Source organism: Vibrio porteresiae DSM 19223 (genome assembly GCF_024347055.1).
GTDB lineage: Bacteria > Pseudomonadota > Gammaproteobacteria > Enterobacterales > Vibrionaceae > Vibrio > Vibrio porteresiae.
Map to the genome: position 1 here is coordinate 1,035,944 of NZ_AP024895.1, position 16,553 is coordinate 1,052,496.

16 protein-coding genes are annotated in these 16,553 nt (G+C 44.6%); 13 read left to right on the forward strand and 3 right to left on the reverse strand.

Annotation, left to right across the window (positions count from 1 at the left end):
- The first annotated feature begins 44 nt into the window (after nt 1–44).
- From fabF to OCV11_RS04960, 9 genes are all read left to right on the forward strand, one after another.
- Nucleotides 45–1,292: a beta-ketoacyl-ACP synthase II gene (fabF, locus tag OCV11_RS04920; protein WP_261895353.1), complete on the forward strand. Its 1,248-nt coding sequence runs from the start codon at nt 45–47 to the stop codon at nt 1,290–1,292.
- Between the two features lie 95 nt (nt 1,293–1,387).
- Nucleotides 1,388–2,194, forward strand: coding sequence for an aminodeoxychorismate lyase (gene pabC, locus OCV11_RS04925; protein ID WP_261895355.1), 807 nt, complete (start codon nt 1,388–1,390; stop codon nt 2,192–2,194).
- On the forward strand, nt 2,188–3,204 hold the full coding sequence (mltG, locus tag OCV11_RS04930; RefSeq protein WP_261895356.1) for an endolytic transglycosylase MltG: 1,017 nt from the start codon (nt 2,188–2,190) through the stop codon (nt 3,202–3,204). The genes pabC and mltG overlap by 7 nt, the downstream gene beginning before the upstream one ends.
- Entirely contained in the window at nt 3,201–3,830 is a 630-nt protein-coding gene (tmk, locus tag OCV11_RS04935) for a dTMP kinase (protein ID WP_261895358.1), read from the forward strand. The genes mltG and tmk overlap by 4 nt, the downstream gene beginning before the upstream one ends.
- Before the next feature lie 10 nt (nt 3,831–3,840).
- Nucleotides 3,841–4,812 carry a DNA polymerase III subunit delta' gene (holB, locus tag OCV11_RS04940; protein ID WP_261895360.1) on the forward strand — a complete coding sequence of 324 codons (972 nt, stop codon included), beginning with the start codon at nt 3,841–3,843 and terminating at the stop codon, nt 4,810–4,812.
- Nucleotides 4,803–5,570: a TatD family hydrolase gene (locus tag OCV11_RS04945; protein WP_261895361.1), complete on the forward strand. Its 768-nt coding sequence runs from the start codon at nt 4,803–4,805 to the stop codon at nt 5,568–5,570. Before holB ends, OCV11_RS04945 begins: the two co-directional genes overlap by 10 nt.
- Nucleotides 5,571–6,014: 444 nt before the next feature.
- Entirely contained in the window at nt 6,015–7,637 is a 1,623-nt protein-coding gene (locus OCV11_RS04950; protein ID WP_261895362.1) for a PTS transporter subunit EIIC, read from the forward strand.
- Complete coding sequence (locus OCV11_RS04955) at nt 7,637–8,116, forward strand: RDD family protein (RefSeq protein ID WP_261895364.1); 480 nt, start codon at nt 7,637–7,639, stop codon at nt 8,114–8,116. The genes OCV11_RS04950 and OCV11_RS04955 overlap by 1 nt, the downstream gene beginning before the upstream one ends.
- A gap of 268 nt (nt 8,117–8,384) precedes the next feature.
- The gene (locus OCV11_RS04960; protein ID WP_261895365.1) at nt 8,385–8,798 is read left to right on the forward strand and encodes a hypothetical protein; all 414 of its coding nucleotides are present in this window, start codon (nt 8,385–8,387) and stop codon (nt 8,796–8,798) included.
- Nucleotides 8,799–8,869: 71 nt separating this feature from the next.
- Here OCV11_RS04960 and OCV11_RS04965 read toward each other — a convergent pair whose 3' ends face one another.
- A complete protein-coding gene (locus OCV11_RS04965; protein WP_156430442.1) occupies nt 8,870–8,965 on the reverse strand; it encodes a MetS family NSS transporter small subunit in 96 nt (31 codons plus the stop codon).
- A complete protein-coding gene (locus tag OCV11_RS04970; protein WP_261895366.1) occupies nt 8,962–10,440 on the reverse strand; it encodes a sodium-dependent transporter in 1,479 nt (492 codons plus the stop codon). The genes OCV11_RS04965 and OCV11_RS04970 overlap by 4 nt, the downstream gene beginning before the upstream one ends.
- Nucleotides 10,441–11,117: 677 nt before the next feature.
- Between OCV11_RS04970 and cydH the strand changes: the two genes are divergently transcribed.
- A complete protein-coding gene (cydH, locus tag OCV11_RS04975) occupies nt 11,118–11,207 on the forward strand; it encodes a cytochrome bd-I oxidase subunit CydH (protein WP_261895367.1) in 90 nt (29 codons plus the stop codon).
- A 21-nt stretch (nt 11,208–11,228) separates the two neighbouring features.
- The gene (locus tag OCV11_RS04980) at nt 11,229–12,434 is read left to right on the forward strand and encodes a patatin-like phospholipase family protein (RefSeq protein WP_261895368.1); all 1,206 of its coding nucleotides are present in this window, start codon (nt 11,229–11,231) and stop codon (nt 12,432–12,434) included.
- A gap of 114 nt (nt 12,435–12,548) precedes the next feature.
- Here OCV11_RS04980 and pyk read toward each other — a convergent pair whose 3' ends face one another.
- A complete protein-coding gene (pyk, locus tag OCV11_RS04985) occupies nt 12,549–13,994 on the reverse strand; it encodes a pyruvate kinase (RefSeq protein ID WP_261895369.1) in 1,446 nt (481 codons plus the stop codon).
- Between the two features lie 283 nt (nt 13,995–14,277).
- On the opposite strand from pyk, the gene mlc reads away from it, so the two are divergent.
- Complete coding sequence (gene mlc, locus OCV11_RS04990) at nt 14,278–15,501, forward strand: sugar metabolism global transcriptional regulator Mlc (RefSeq protein ID WP_261895370.1); 1,224 nt, start codon at nt 14,278–14,280, stop codon at nt 15,499–15,501.
- Between the two features lie 108 nt (nt 15,502–15,609).
- On the forward strand, nt 15,610–16,551 hold the full coding sequence (locus OCV11_RS04995; RefSeq protein ID WP_261895372.1) for a chemotaxis protein CheV: 942 nt from the start codon (nt 15,610–15,612) through the stop codon (nt 16,549–16,551).
- Nucleotides 16,552–16,553 lie beyond the last annotated feature (2 nt).

Consider the following 16,553-nt stretch of genomic DNA (forward strand, 5'->3'; position numbering starts at 1 on the left):
ATCTATACCTCTCATAGAATTTTTCAATTCCGGAGAATATGATCGTGTCCAAGCGTCGTGTCGTTGTCACTGGCATGGGTATGTTGTCACCGGTAGGCAACACAGTAGAATCTTCTTGGAAAGCCCTGCTAGCTGGTCAAAGTGGTATCGTAAATATCGAACACTTTGATACTACTAATTTCTCTACTCGTTTCGCAGGTCTAGTAAAAGATTTTGATTGCGAAGAGTACATGTCTAAAAAAGATGCTCGTAAAATGGATTTGTTTATCCAATACGGTATCGCTGCTGGTATTCAAGCTTTGAATGACTCTGGTCTAGAAATCACCCCAGAAAATGCTCCCCGCGTTGGTGTAGCTATCGGTTCTGGTATCGGTGGTCTTGATCTGATCGAAGCTGGTCATACAGCTCTAGTGGAAAAGGGTCCACGTAAGGTTAGCCCATTTTTCGTTCCTTCAACCATCGTTAACATGGTTGCTGGTAACCTTTCTATCATGCGTGGTTTACGTGGTCCAAATATCGCGATTTCTACAGCATGTACGACAGGTCTACATAACATTGGCCATGCGGCTCGAATGATCGCTTATGGCGATGCAGACGCAATGGTGGCTGGTGGTGCTGAAAAAGCGTCAACTCCACTGGGTATGGCTGGTTTCGGTGCGGCTAAAGCACTTTCTACTCGCAACGATGAGCCACAAAAAGCATCTCGTCCTTGGGATAAAGACCGTGATGGTTTCGTTCTAGGTGATGGTGCAGGTGTGATTGTTCTGGAAGAGTATGAACACGCTAAAGCTCGTGGCGCTAAAATCTATGCTGAATTAGTTGGCTTCGGTATGTCTGGTGATGCTTATCACATGACTTCTCCAAGCTCTGACGGTTCAGGTGGTGCATTGGCAATGTCTGCTGCACTACGTGACGCAGGCCTTGATGGCACTCAAATCGGTTATGTGAACGCTCACGGTACGTCAACTCCTGCAGGTGACGTGGCTGAAGTGAAAGGCATTAAACTGGCTCTTGGTGAAGAAGGTGCGAAACAAGTACTAGTTTCTTCTACTAAATCGATGACTGGTCACCTTCTAGGTGCAGCAGGTTCAGTAGAATCTATCATCACTATTATGTCGCTAGTTGACCAAATCGTTCCACCAACCATCAACCTGGATAACCCAGAAGAAGGTTTGGATATCGATTTAGTTCCGAATACCGCACGTAAAGTGGAAGGTATGGAATACGCGATTTGTAACTCATTTGGTTTCGGTGGTACTAACGGTTCACTGATTTTCAAACGTATGCAGTAATACGTAGTTACGTTGATGCTTGTATTCGAACGGCTTGATGCTTAGCATTAAGCCGTTTGTTTTTTTGGGGAACAAAAAGTCGAAAGGGAACGAAAATGATTTGGGTAAATGGACAGGCCACACAGCATATTTCCATCGGTGATCGTTCGTTTCAATACGGCGATGGTTGTTTCACTACTATGCTGACTCGTGGCGGCAAAATTCAGTTCTGGGACTATCATTTCGAGCGGATGCAAGCGTGCCTATCACTTTTAGGTATTGTACAACCCGACTGGGGATTGATCGCCAACTGGTTAGATAATGCAATCCTACCAGAGCCTTACGCAGGACTTAAACTGCACATTAGTCGCGGAAGTGGTGGTCGTGGATATAGCCCTACTCAAGTGACCGTTCCCAATGTTACTATTAGCCACTTCATGTTTCCTGAGCATTATCGTCAATGGCAGCAGCAAGGTATCGCTCTTGGTGTTTGCCGACAGCAAATGGGAATTAACCCAATGCTCGCAGGCCATAAACACAATAATCGGCTCGAACAGGTATTATTAAAGGCCGAAGCTGAGCAACAAGGTTTTGCCGATGCGGTATGCTGCGATGTTGCCGGGCGGGTGATAGAAACCACGATGGCTAACTTATTTTGGGTGAAGGGATCGCAGCTATTTACCCCATCACTTGAACGAGCAGGCGTTGCTGGTGTGGCGCGCCGAGTGATTTTGGAGCAAGCCAGCGCTTTAGGGCTTCACGTTCAATTGGGCGATTTTTCACTCAATGAATTGATGTCTGCTGAAGAGATTTTTGTTTCTAACGCCATCTTAGGTGTTGCTCCAGTTTGCCAAATTGATGTTCAATGCTTTGAAATTGGAAAACAAACACGACGCTTTCAGGAGATTTTTCATTCGTGCTAAAGAAACTCGCTGTCATTGTAATCGCTCTAATTATTCTTGCGACGAGTGGCTATATCTATATTAATCATTCGGTTGATGCCTATCTCAGCCAGCCATTAACTGTTCAACAAGAGCAGATCGTGACGATTCCGTCCGGTGCCAATATTAATCGCGCATTCTCTTTGTTAAACGAAAAAGGTTGGATAAAACCTAACTTTGCAGAGAAATTCGTTCGTCGCTTACATCCAGAATTGGTGCAAATCAAGGCGGGAACCTATCAGCTTTTGCCTAATATGTCGCTCAATCAAGCGATAGAGCTTTTTCGTTCAGGTAAAGAGCACCAGTTTGCCATTACTTTTGTCGAAGGAAGTCGATTTAGCGAATGGCGTGAACAACTGACTAAGATGCCTTATCTCACTCATACTATTGAGGATAAGTCTGAGCAGCAAATTGCTCAGCAGCTGGGTATCGAGCAAAACAAAGTTGAAGGCTTATTTCTAGCAGAGACGTATCACTTTACTGCAGGGGAAAGTGATATCGATATTTTACGTCGAGCGCATCAGAAGTTGATGAGCGCGTTAGATGAAGCATGGCAACATCGCCAAGATGGCTTACCGCTAAAAACACCGTATGACGCACTGATTTTGGCCTCGATTATTGAAAAAGAGACGGCAATTGAGAGTGAGCGAGAGCGAATTGCTTCGGTATTCGTGAACCGTCTTAATAAGCATATGCGTTTACAAACCGACCCTACGGTGATTTACGGGATGGGGGACGCTTATGACGGGAATATTCGTCGTCCTGACCTGCGTAAGCCAACGCCATATAATACCTACGTGATATTCGGTCTGCCACCAACGCCGATTGCCATGGTAGGTAAAGATTCACTGACTGCCGCGGTAACGCCTGAGCAGTCAGATTACTTATACTTCGTTGCCAGTGGCAATGGAGGACATGTGTTCTCAAAGACGTTGTCTGAGCACAATCGCGCAGTACGCGCCTATTTAAACTATCTTAGAAAGCATAAATGAACGGTAAATTTATTGTCATCGAAGGCCTTGAAGGGGCAGGTAAGAGTACTGCAATTCAAACAGTAGTAGAAACGTTAACGGCGCATCATGTTGGCAATATCGTACGCACTCGTGAGCCAGGCGGTACAGTACTCGCTGAAAAAATGCGGGCTCTGGTCAAGGAAGAGCATGAAGGTGAAGTGCTGCAAGATATGACAGAGCTTTTGCTCATGTATGCTGCGCGAGTTCAATTAGTTGAAAACGTAATTAAGCCAGCACTCAAGCAAGGTGATTGGGTAGTGGGTGATCGCCACGATCTTTCATCTCAAGCGTATCAAGGTGGTGGGCGTCAGCTCAGTAACGCGACGATGATGGCGTTAAAGCAGACAGCGCTGGGCGACTTTAAACCCGATTTCACCTTATATCTTGATATCGACCCTAAAGTGGGACTTGAGCGAGCGCGTGGTCGCGGCGAGTTGGATCGCATTGAAAAGATGGATATCAGCTTTTTTGAACGTACGCGCGCACGCTACCAAGCATTGGCTGCAGCAGATGACTCTATCGTCACCATTAATGCTCAGCAAAGTATTGCTGAGGTCGCAGCCGATATTCGTCACGCACTTGAAACATGGTTAGCCCAGCAATAAGGTATTGATTATGGCGGCGACTCTTTATCCGTGGTTGCTTCAACCGTGGAAAACTTGGCAGCAGCGTTTGCAGAGCTGTACCTTTGCTCATGCAACCTTAGTTCATACCCAGCAAGGGTTGGGTACCGATGAGCTGGTTGCACAGGTGGCTAAAACGTTAATGTGCACGAGTAGTGACACTGAACCATGCGGTTTTTGCCATGGGTGTGAATTGATGCAATCAGGAACTCATCCTGATTATCACGAAGTGCGTCCAGAGAAAGAGGGGAAAACCATTACGGTGGACCAGATTCGTCAGTGCAATCGAGTAGCATTGGAATCCTCACAACTTTCTGGGTATCGGTTGATGGTGATTGAACCTGCAGAGGCGATGAGTGAGTCCGCAGCGAACGCTCTGTTAAAAACGCTGGAAGAACCGCCGGAAAAGTGTGTGTTTGTGTTGGTTTGTCACCAGATTAATCTATTGTTACCGACCATAGTGAGCCGATGCCAAACGATCAATGTCGCCGCTCCAACGGCACACCAAGCCAGTGAATGGGTGGCAACACAGCTAAATCAGTCGATACCAGATTATGCCGCTCACTTGCATGATAATGCGCCTCTCTTGACGTTAAAGTTTGTTGAATCCGATGGAGTCAAGCAACTTACTACGCTTGAGCAAGCCTTTATCCGCTCCATTTCTGGTGATGTTAGTGCCGCGGTGGAGTGTGCCCAATTGGTAGCACAGGAACCTTTGGTGCGCTTGAGTTGGCTTTGGTACTTAATGAGCGACGCGCAAAAAGTGCATTTTGGTTTACTGGCTCAAGACGCATTACCGGGAGCTCAGGCTTTAGCAAAACATCTGAGTTATAACACTCTTTATCGCCAGTCAGAGGCTTTAATTCAGCTTAAAGAGCAGTTAAGAGCATTTACTGGGCTTAATGCAGAACTGCTGATTACTCAATGGCTATTTAATATTAATAACGAGGATTCATGTTTGTAGATTCCCATTGTCACTTAGACAAATTAGATTACGACGAATTACACAATGGCGTTGCTGATGTGTTGGACAAGGCATCGCAAGCTAACGTAAAGAGCTTTCTATCGGTTGGCTGCACATTGGATTCTTTCCCCAATATGATGGAGATGATTGAGCCTTTTCCTCAGGTTCACGCGTCGATTGGCGTTCATCCATTGGACGTTGAGAGTGATTTCTCATTAGATACGTTGCGCCACTATGCTTCGATGCCTCGCGTTGTTGCCATCGGTGAGACTGGGCTAGATTATCACTACCAACCAGAGACCGCGGAACTTCAAAAGCTGCGTTTTACTCAGCAGGTCGATTTGGCTGTTGAATTGAATAAACCATTGATTATTCATACTCGTAATGCTCGACAAGATACACTGGATATTTTGCGTAATGGTCGTGCTGAAAAATGTGGTGGCGTCATTCACTGCTTCACCGAAGATCTTGAATTTGCTCACGCGGCAATGGAGTTGGGTTTTTACATCTCCATTTCCGGTATTGTTACTTTCCGACAAGCCAATGAATTGAAAGAGGTGGTTAAGCAATTGCCTCTTGATCGCTTACTCATTGAGACAGATTCACCTTACCTTGCTCCAGTTCCACACCGTGGAAAGCAGAATCAACCTGCTTATGTTGTTGAAGTGGCAGCGTATATCGCTCAACTCAAAGGCGTTTCTCTCGCTGAAGTCGGTCAAAAAACCACCCAAAACTTCAAAGATCTTTTTTTACGATAGAAAATTAGTTCACACAAAAAAGGGAGCGCTAGCTCCCATTTTTATTGCCGAAACCGGTTTTGTTAGGTTGTTTGCTGCTTATTTAACGGGTTTGGCTAATTGGTGTACAAAAAGAGTGGTGGGGTAATTTTTCGAAGTAAAAAATGTATGAGGCTAATTTCTTTGCGACGCGAAATTATTGTTTTGTAAGAAAATTGTCATATAAAACATAGAGATGGGATAGATATTGGGTGGTTTGTCCAGTGGTTTTTATTGTGATCTATTTATTACTTTGAAACTAAATTTCGATACTAACTAGAAAGTTTGAGGCTCATCAAGATATATTTAGAGCCGGAAAATATAATGCAACATGCAGTTACATTTCCTTTTGGGACTAACACTATGGCTACGGGGGTGTGCCGTTAGGACCAATCATTCTAATAACTTAATCAGGAGCATAAATCTATGAAAGGTTTCTTTAGTAAACTTTCTCAAGCGATCATGCTACCGATAGCTTTGCTTCCAGCTGCCGGTATTATGTTGGGGATTGGTGGTAGTTTTACCAACCCAACCATGATTGAAGCGTACCAAATCGGTGTATTACAACAGGGCACAGTTTTAAATAGTTTCCTACAAGTAATGACCGCTGCGGGTGACATCGTATTCGCAAACTTACCAGTAATGTTCGCATTGGCGATTGCAATCGGTTTTGCAAAAGCTGAAAAAGGTGCAGCAGCTCTTGCAGCATTGATCTCTTACTTGGTAATGAACGTTGCTATCGCAAAAACTTTGGTTGTAGGTGGGATGATTGACCCTGCTACAAACACAGTAATTTTGATGGGCGACCACTACTCAGGTATCCTTGCTAACGTACTAGGTATTTCTAATACGCTAAGTATGGGTGTATTTGGTGGTTTGATTGCTGGTGCAGTAACTGTTGTTCTTCATAACCGTTACCACGACGCAAAACTCCCTGATTACCTAGGTTTCTTCGGTGGTGCTCGTTACGTTCCTATCATCAGTGCATTTGCTGCATTGTTCTACGGTATCGTTCTAACCTTTATTTGGCCTTTCTTCGGTGCTGCATTCGGTGCAATCGGTGTTGCTCTAGGTGAACTACGTGCTTCTGGTCTAGGCTATGTTGCATCATTCATCTTCGGTATCATTGAACGTTCATTGATCCCTGTAGGTCTACACCACGTATTCTACTTACCACTATGGCAAACAGAAATCGGTGGTACTGCACATATCGCTGGTGCTGTTGTTAAAGGTACTCAAAACATCTTCTTCGCATCTCTAGCAAGCGGTGACTTCTCACAATTCTCTTCAACAAACTTTATGACTGGTAAATTCCCATTCATGATGTTTGGTCTGCCAGCAGCAGCTTACGCTATGTACTCTGTTGTTGACCCAGAAAACCGTAAAGCCGCTGGTGGTTTGCTGTTCTCTGTTGCATTGACTGCATTCTTGACAGGTATCACTGAGCCAATCGAATTTACTTTCTTGTTCTTGTCTCCAGCTCTTTACTACTTCCTACATGTGCCATTGGCAGGTATCTCATTCCTACTAATGGACGTACTAGGCGTAAAAGTTGGTATGACATTCTCTGGCGGTTTCATCGACTTCTCATTGTTCGGTATTCTTCCAGGTGTTACAGGTGTTGATAACCACTGGTACTACATCATTGCAGTAGGCGTTGTTTACGCATTCATCTACTTCTTCCTGTTCCGTTGGTACATCCTGAAATTTGACGTTAAAACTCCTGGCCGTAAAGGCAGTGCAGTAGCGGTTGTATCTAAACAAGACTACCGTGATGCAAAATCAGGTGCAGCGGGCCAAGACGACGCGAAAATTGACGCAATGATTGAAGCGCTAGGTGGCAAAGACAACATTTCTGATGTTGACGCATGTATCACTCGTCTACGTATCACTGTTAAAGATTCAGCTATCGTTAAAGACAACGAATACTGGACTACTCAACTAGGCGCTCGTGGTCTAGTGAAAGTTGGCGACACTGGTATCCAAGCGATTTACGGTGCTCAAGCTGCAACTTACAAAGCTCAGATTAACTCTAAACTTGGTAAGTAATGAGTATTAAAGAGAAATTTAAACGCACCGGGGCATTCGTTATCGATTTTCAAATCGTAAAAATGTTTGCCCAGGTTCTCATTGGTGGCGTGTACTACGCCATCATGGGGATAAGCTCGAGACATCCTGATTATCAGGGACTCATCTCCTCAACTGGGAATGCTGCATTGCCTTTAATGCTAGCAATCTGTGTGTTTATTCTCCTGCTCTTTATCGGTATGTATTTGGGATATCACTGGGTGTGCTATCGCTATTTAGGTAATTCACTCGCTCGCTTCTTTTTGAAAGTGAGTGTTGTTTCCCGAGTCGATGGTAGCCCAGTAGATAAGAAGACTTACTTCGAGCGTGAGTTTTATAAGATTGCGTTGTGTCTATGTACTCTTGGCCTTTATGCCTTGTACAGCGGTTCACAATATTACGCTTTCGGGCGTAAACCCTATCACGACAATCGTTACTCAACGGAAGTTGAAGTCGACTGACTCAAATCTGCTTAGAATCCAAAGCCAGCACAGTGTGCTGGCTTTTTGTTTATCTCTTTGTTTAACTTCATCATTCTTATCATCCTTTAAAGTGCCTGTCCCTGTAAGAAAGTCTCGTTGTGTGGCTGCTGTTGAGGTGCCTGTCCTTATAAGAAAGGCATGGCATTGTCGGGGAAGTTCTTGAAATTACCTTACGTACCATTGACAAATTGGTTGAAAGTAGAAGCTAAAGTTTGGGCAATAAATCAGTATGTTCGGGAAAAAAGTAATGAGAAAGATAGGGATTTTAGCCTTCGGACTATTGGGCTGTTCAATGGCGGTACAGGCTGCTGAGAACGATAATAAGCTCGCTGTAGGTATGGCGGTGGATCAACAGTTAAGTGCGGTATTTGATGTGAATGATCAATATCGGTTTGTTCTAGGTAACCAAGGTGCAGCGTTCGATTACATTTTTAAACGCGGTCAGTTCGATGACCCATCCATTCCTGTCACTTGGTATGTCGGCGCTGGCGGTTGGTCCCAATGGGATCATGATGAGTTCGGTGTGCGTGTACCGGTTGGGGTTAACTGGGCTGCGAACAAGCATATTGATGTTTATGGTCAAGTTCATCCAGAACTCGATCTCTATTCAGGCCCCGATCTGCAATTGGGCGCTGCGGTAGGCGTTACTTATCGTTTCTAATTGAAACGCAGAAAAAGAGAAAAGCCGATACAAAGTATCGGCTTTTTAATCGATTCAATTTGGAGTGGCAATTAGCTGTTAGCCATTGCTTTGCGAATACATAGAGCAGCACCGCCCCAAGTAATACACACACCCACGATCATCATGATGATTGCACCTGTAGTCATGCTTCTACTCCTTTACGATTGTTGTTACTTTTGCTTGATAGATTGATGGCAACGCCGATCACAAACAGAGCTGCAATCATTACCCAACCAAGAGTTAGGTCATAACCACCGTATCCTTCGGTTAGCAAGGTATGCAGTTTAGTGACGATAATGATGGCTAGGATTGCTGGAGAGATAAAGCGTAGGCAGATATCAAACCAGAAGCCAACTTTAAAGTCTGAATGGTTGTTAACGTAAGCGCGTGATTCTGCAACGCTTAGCATCCAAGTCATAAGAATCAATTCAACCAAACAACTTGCGATAATACCGATGTTGTTTGCAAAATGGTCAACCAAGTCTAGTAGTAATAGACCACCGTTGGTTGCATAAGCCATGGAGATAACGACACCAACACCACATACGATATTGGCAGCTTTACGACGGCTCCAACCCAGTTTGTCGATGATGGCTGAAGTCACTGCTTCCAATAGTGAGATATGTGAACTTAGACCTGCTACAACTAGGGCGAAGAAGAAAATAGGACCCAAGATGTAAGGCATTGGCAATAGGTTAATTGCCGCTGGAATAGTAACAAACGCTAAACCTACGCCCGCAGAAACGACGTCAGTAATAGGCTTATCTTGTGTTGTTGCCATGTAGCCTAGCACGGAGAAAATCATGATACCGGCTAAGATTGAGAAACCACAGTTGATAAGTACAGTCATGAATGCGTTGTTAGTAATGTCTGATTTTTCAGGCAAGTAACTTGAGTACGCCAGCATGATTGAGAAACCGATACTTAAGGTGAAGAAAATCTGACCATAAGCTGCAGCCCACACTTTCACATCCCAGATTTTGCTGAAATCTGGTTTGAACATGTAGTTCACACCTTCAATGGCACCTGGCAACATGATGACGCGAGCAATCAACGCGATAACCATTACAAACAGTACTGGCATCATGATCTTAGATGCACGTTCGATACCTGATTTAACACCGCCTGCAATCGCTGCATAAGTGACAGCCCAAGCAATCAGCATGGCAATCGCGATTCCCCATTGGATTGAACCCAAGTTAGTTGGAGAGTTATCACCTAAATGCAGGTAGCTTGAGAAGAAGTAGGCGTTAGTATCTGCGCCCCAACTTTGAGTGAACGACATTCCAAAATAAGAAATAGCCCAACCAATAACCGCTACATAGTAAACGGCAATCACAGCTGCTACACCAACTTGGAACCAGCCAAGCCATTCAAATTTTGAGTTGATAGCTTTTAACGTTTTTGGTGCACTACCACGATGGCGTTGGCCCATACTGAACTCAAGGATCATGAATGGGATGCCTGCGGTAACCATGGCAAATAAATAAGGAATGAAAAACGCACCGCCGCCGTTTTCATAAGCCATATAAGGGAAACGCCAGATGTTTCCTAAACCAATTGCTGATCCTACTGCGGCCATAATAAAACCGACCCTAGATCCCCATTGTTCGCGCTTCATAGATTACTCCTTACCACTCCGAGTTATGAAGCTTCTCGCTACCAGTGCTGTTGATTCCGGAACATTTAATAAACAGAGCATCTACAATGTTGCGAAATCTCTATCTGTATCTTCCATGAACTAGCAAAATGTTAGTTATAAGTTTTGTTGGTTAACGAGAACTCAGAATATTATCCCAATAAAAATGATGTGTGTTTGCGAAATCTGAAATATTCAGCTACGCATTAGAGTCGAGACTACAATTTTCTTCTGGGCATGGCAATAGAATGTAAATGTGATCTTGGTGCACTTTTGTGGCCAATTCATTTAAGTGTGAATAGATAATTAGTGGGAAATTGTAAGTTGCAAGTAAAAAGCCAGTGATTTTCACTAACAAATTAGTGATATGTAAATGATGAGACTAATTTTTCTTTTAGTGCCAACGACTGTTTTTTAATCACAGGGTAGTGTATCGCACCAGTTTTAACCTTGAGTTGCTACAGTTGTGTTAATAGAGCGGAAAAATGTGAGGAGACGGTTGGTGGTTTATTATATTAGTGCTAACAGAGAACCATGGATCTCTTCTAACACGATGCAATTGTGTGACGCTAACGATATGTTGTGTTTGTAAAATTCGGCTATGCTAATTCAGACATCAATAATGTGTCTCTGTCCTACAACAATTTAAGGAGATGTGTATGAACTTTGAGTTGAAAGCCTCTTTGATCATTACCACCATTTGCTTTGCTGTTTTTATTGGCTTTGGTTTAGTTGCCATTGCATCCTAACCTTGGGTGGGTGTTCTGCTAATGAGAAGTAATAGTGGGACAGTCTCGGAAATCAACGTTCATGTTGATGAGCTGCAGTTATCAAAATTTCTTGGTGGTAAGAATGCCTTAGTTGCTCAAGGTGGTGGGCAGCGAGGTATTTTTACCGCTGGGGTGTTTGACGCCTTTATCTTGTCAAATTTTGACCCTTTCGATGAGTATTTTGGTACGTCGGCTGGGGCGTTGAACATTTGTCCTTATATATGCCGTCAGCATGGTTTGAGTCGCTCCTTTATTATGGAGTTAACGACGGATCCTTCTTTCTTCCATCTCTTTAGTTATATTCGGCGTAAGCAATACCTCAACCTAGATTGGGCGTTGGATAAAATCCTCGATTTTCCCTATAAACTTGACGTGGATATGGGGCGACGCACTTTGGGGTCGCATAAAAAAGCGTTTGCTGCGGTGACTGCCATTCCTACGCTGGTGGATCACTATTTGCCGATGTTACAAAAAGATTGGCGTGAAGTGCTCACGGCCACATGTGCGATTCCTGGGTTGTATCAGGGAACTGTCTCTGTTGCGGATCAAGCATTTGTTGATGGTGGCGTGTCTGCAGCTATTCCCGTGCAAGAGGCTTGGCGGCGTGGTGCTCGCTTTATCGCGATTGTTCGTACGGAATGTACTGATGAGAGTATTGAGCAGCATCTTGAACTGGATGTCCATCAGCAAGAGGTCACTTGGTTTCGCGATTCGCTTAATCACATTCAATTGCACTGGCAAAACAAGCTCGAGCAATGGAAACAAGATTGGGGATCCTTTTTGGCTCAGCAACGAACGCGTGCTCAGCAAACTCGAGCATTAGAGATAATGAATGGCGGGCGTTGGCTGTTCGGTGCCGATGATATTTACCGTTTAAGTCATTTGCTTGGGGATAAATTTGATTCTGGTTTAGCGGATATGCTCATGGTGCATTATCAGACCTATGCGCTCACACAAGAGTTTATGAATTCTCCACCGGATGACAGTTTTATCGTGCAAATTGCTCCTGAAGAGCCGCTTCGTTCCGGTCCATTAATGAGTCGTAAAGAAGATTTGCAGTTCGATTACGAATTGGGTTTAAAAGCGGGTTTTCGTTTTATTGATAGCTATGAAAGGGCAGTGAAACTCTGGTCAAGACGAACCATTTACGCTCACTTAGGTATCCCTCAAGATGGCTCTCATAATCCCGATAACTCGGCTTCTTAGCGGTTAATTGATTCATAAATTAGCCTAGCCAATGTCTCGGTGGGTTGTTTAAAATAAAGGTGTTAATGCATTGGCATTAACACCTTTTGTCACTCTTTTCTCTTCAGTTATGAATTACAGTACTGGTAATATCCGCATGGTGTTGGTTGTTCCTTCAACATCCATGATATCCCCCTGCGTGATGATGACCAAATCACCAAACTCCAGCAGTTTCTTCTCTTTTAAAGCCTCTAATGCGGCTTGCGCAACTTCATGTCCATCACGACCTTTGCTGTCAAAGTAAAAAGGGGTTACACCGCGATAGAGTGAGCAGCGATTCAAAGCAATATCATTTTTTGACAAGGCAAAGATAGGAAAGTTGGTGTTTAGGCGGGATGTCATCAGCGCGGTACGGCCCGATTCGGTAAAGATCACCATCGCTTGTACACCATCTAGATGGTTGGCTGCGTAGATGGTTGACATCGCAATAGCCTCTCCCTCAGTGGCAAATGTGCCAGACAGACGATAATTCTGCTCTTTGGATTCGATCATCTTTTCTGCACCAATACAGACATCCGCCATCGCTTTGACGGTCTCCACTGGGTATTTACCTGCAGCGGTTTCTCCAGACAGCATAACCGCATCAGTTCCGTCTAAGATAGCGTTGGCTACGTCCATAACCTCTGCACGGGTCGGCATTGGGTTAGTAATCATCGACTCCATCATCTGCGTTGCGGTAATGACAACACGGTTGAGCGCTTGAGCACGTTTGATCAGTTTCTTCTGCACCGCGATAAGTTCAGGGTCACCAATTTCTACCCCAAGGTCACCACGAGCGACCATGATGACATCAGATGCCATGATAATGTCATCCATGTTGGCTTCGGTCGCCACGGTTTCCGCACGTTCGACTTTGGCCACCATCCGTGCTGTCAACCCTGCGTCTCGGGCAAGACGACGAGCGTATTTCATGTCCTCACCGTTACGCGGGAAGGAAACCGCCAAATAGTCGACTTTGATTTCAGCGGCCAGCAGAATATCGCGCTTGTCTTTTTCAGTCAGCGCATCGGCAGAAAGACCGCCGCCTTTTTTGTTAATGCCTTTGTTGTTGGACAGAGGTCCACCAATTAGGACTTGGGTATGGACTTTATTGCCTTCTACCGACATGACATGCAGTTGTACCCGACCGTCATCTAGGAGCAGGATATCATCGCGTTGTACATCTTGTGGTAGCGCTTTATAGTCGATCCCGACCGATTCTTGATCGCCTTGCCCAGGTGCAAGTTCGGCATCAAGGATGAATTTATCGCCTTCATTGAGCAGAATTTTCCCCTCTTTAAAAGTGGAGACGCGAATTTTTGGCCCTTGCAAATCACCCAAAATGGCAACGGTTCGACCGAGAGATGCGGCAATTTCACGGACTTTTTGAACGCGTAACTTATGGTCTTCGGCGGAACCATGAGAAAAGTTCATCCGTACTACGTTGGCTCCGGCGCGAATGATCGCTTCTAAAACGCCATCTTTGTCTGTTGATGGTCCTAATGTGGTGACAATTTTGGTTCTTCTTTGTACTTTGGTCATAGATCACTCCTGAACGGACAGGGGGCAAAAGACCCTCTTATAGAGGCTTGCTATCAAGAGTTTGGAAGTGATTGAAAAATTTACCAGTGCAGAGCGTATATTTCTAAGTGCGAATTAAATCTGATTTTTCATGTATGATGGGGAAGTAAACGTCTAACTATTTGACTTAAGGCGCAAACTTCTCGATATATACGTGATGAGGGTCACGGGTAGCCATCAAATCGCTTCACAATTACTTCGCAAAGTAAAAAAATTGGAAAGTTGTTTCTTTCTGGAGTGCGTCATGTACATGGCTCAACCAGGCCATATTGATCATATCAAACAGGTCAATGCTGGCCGTGTATATAAACTCATCGACCAAAAAGGTCCGATTTCTCGTATCGATTTGTCGAAAGAGAGTGAACTTGCGCCTGCAAGTATCACCAAAATCACCCGTGAGCTGATTGATGCTCACTTGGTGCATGAAACAACGGTCCAAGAAGCGATTTCTCGTGGACGTCCTGCGATTGGTTTGCAAACCAATAATGAAGGGTGGCAGTTTTTATCGATGCGCTTAGGGCGTGGTTATCTCACGCTTGCTCTGCACGAATTGGGCGGTGAAGTGCTTATCGATAACAAAATCGATATTCATGAAACCGATCAAGATGATTTGCTAGCGCGGCTTCTATTCGAAATTAAAGACTTTTTCCAAACCTATTCGGCGATGGTGGATCGTGTCACTAGTATTGCGATTACCTTGCCCGGGTTAGTGAATTCGGAAAAAGGGATCGTGCTGGAGATGCCGCACTATCACGTGCACAACTTGCCATTAGGCGAGGAGATCTTTCGTGCCACCGGTTTACCTGTGTTTGTGGCCAATGACACGCGAGCTTGGGCATTAGCCGAGCGTCTGTTTGGTCACTCCAAAGATGTTGATAACTCCATTCTGATTTCGATTCATCATGGTGTTGAAGCTGGCATCATTGTAGATGGTCGGATCTTGCAAGGTCGCCATGGCAACATCGGTGACTTAAGTCATATTCAGATTGCGCCGCACGGTTTACGCTGTGACTGTGGCAATAGTGGTTGCTTGGCAACGGTTGCGAGTTCTGAAGCATTGCGAGCTGAGGTGGCCTCACGTTTACGTGGTGGTGAAACGTCGGTTCTGAGTAGCAAAGATGAAGATGAGCTTTCCATTGAAGATATCTGTATTGCGGCGGCTCAAGGTGATGCATTGGCAGTCGATGTGATTGAGAAGCTTGGACACTATCTGGGCTCAGCCATCGCTATCATGATTAACGTGTTTAACCCAGACAAAATTTTGATTGGCGGTGTGATAAACCAAGCGAAAAATGTGCTTTATCCCGCGTTATTGCGCTGTATTCAAGAACAAAGCTATCCGGTCTACCAGCATGAGTTACAGTTAGTCGAATCGCGTTTTTACAAACAGGCGACCATGCCAGGTGCTGCATTAATCAAGCAAGCTCTCTACGATGGTTTACTCTTAATGAAAGTGCTGGAAGGTTAAGTGGCATTACGTCGCTTCTCGTTACAGATATTTTCATCAATCCGTACGTTTACATTCTAGTTAACTGACTATAATGTTATGTAAGTTTGTTCATTTTCGGGAATCTCTATGTCAGGTGTTTTAAATACGGTCGATGCGCGCACCAATCTTGTGGGTGAAAACCGCCTGGAGCTATTGTTGTTTAGTCTCAACAGTAGCCAGATTTTTGCTATCAACGTATTCAAGGTCAAAGAGGTGATCAAAGTTCCTGTGTTGACCAAAATGCCAGGCTCTCACTCACACATTACTGGGGTTGCTTCTTTGCGTGGCGAACCCGTGCCTGTGATTGATTTGCGTAAGGCCATTGGTTTTCCTGAAAGTCGCCTGCAAAATCCCGAACAAAACTTAATCATCACCGAATATAACCGCTCAGTGCAGGGCTTTTTGGTTGGACAAGTGCGTAACATCATCAACACCACTTGGACCGATATTCAACCGCCGCCAAAAACGTCTGGCCGTTCCAACTACCTGACAGCGATCACCCAAGTCAAAGAGGGCGATCGCTCGCACATCGTTGAGATCATTGACGTAGAAAAAGTGCTAGCAGAGATCATCGATTACGATGTGTCCATTTCTGAAGAAGTGTTGGATAAAGATCTGATGTCAGAAATGCACGGACGTCGGGTGTTGATTGTTGATGACTCGACCACTGCGCGTAACCAAGTTAAGGGGACTCTGTCTCAGCTTGGCCTGCACATTATTGAGTGTCGCGATGGTTTGGAAGCACTGAATTTATTGAAAGGGTGGTGTGACCAAGGCAAAAACATCAATGATGAACTGTTGATGATGATTACCGATGCCGAAATGCCAGAAATGGATGGTTATCGCTTAACTTTTGAAGTCCGCCAAGACCCTCGAATGAAAGATTTGCATATCGCGCTGAACACCTCCTTGAGTGGTAGTTTTAACGAAGCGATGGTGGAAAAAGTGGGATGTAACCGTTTTATCTCCAAATTCCAGCCGGATATGTTGGTGCAGATTGCTCAAGACCGGTTACGTGAACTGCTCTAATT

Coding starts and splice junctions, on each gene's coding strand:
- pabC (WP_261895355.1), top strand. CDS start 1,388: ATGATTTGGGTAAATGGACAGGCCACACAGCATATTTCCATCGGTGAT.
- tmk (WP_261895358.1), top strand. CDS start 3,201: ATGAACGGTAAATTTATTGTCATCGAAGGCCTTGAAGGGGCAGGTAAG.
- holB (WP_261895360.1), top strand. CDS start 3,841: ATGGCGGCGACTCTTTATCCGTGGTTGCTTCAACCGTGGAAAACTTGG.
- OCV11_RS04945 (WP_261895361.1), top strand. CDS start 4,803: ATGTTTGTAGATTCCCATTGTCACTTAGACAAATTAGATTACGACGAA.
- OCV11_RS04950 (WP_261895362.1), top strand. CDS start 6,015: ATGAAAGGTTTCTTTAGTAAACTTTCTCAAGCGATCATGCTACCGATA.
- OCV11_RS04955 (WP_261895364.1), top strand. CDS start 7,637: ATGAGTATTAAAGAGAAATTTAAACGCACCGGGGCATTCGTTATCGAT.
- OCV11_RS04960 (WP_261895365.1), top strand. CDS start 8,385: ATGAGAAAGATAGGGATTTTAGCCTTCGGACTATTGGGCTGTTCAATG.
- OCV11_RS04965 (WP_156430442.1), bottom strand. CDS start 8,965: ATGACTACAGGTGCAATCATCATGATGATCGTGGGTGTGTGTATTACT.
- OCV11_RS04970 (WP_261895366.1), bottom strand. CDS start 10,440: ATGAAGCGCGAACAATGGGGATCTAGGGTCGGTTTTATTATGGCCGCA.
- cydH (WP_261895367.1), top strand. CDS start 11,118: ATGAACTTTGAGTTGAAAGCCTCTTTGATCATTACCACCATTTGCTTT.
- OCV11_RS04980 (WP_261895368.1), top strand. CDS start 11,229: ATGAGAAGTAATAGTGGGACAGTCTCGGAAATCAACGTTCATGTTGAT.
- pyk (WP_261895369.1), bottom strand. CDS start 13,994: ATGACCAAAGTACAAAGAAGAACCAAAATTGTCACCACATTAGGACCA.
- mlc (WP_261895370.1), top strand. CDS start 14,278: ATGTACATGGCTCAACCAGGCCATATTGATCATATCAAACAGGTCAAT.
- OCV11_RS04995 (WP_261895372.1), top strand. CDS start 15,610: ATGTCAGGTGTTTTAAATACGGTCGATGCGCGCACCAATCTTGTGGGT.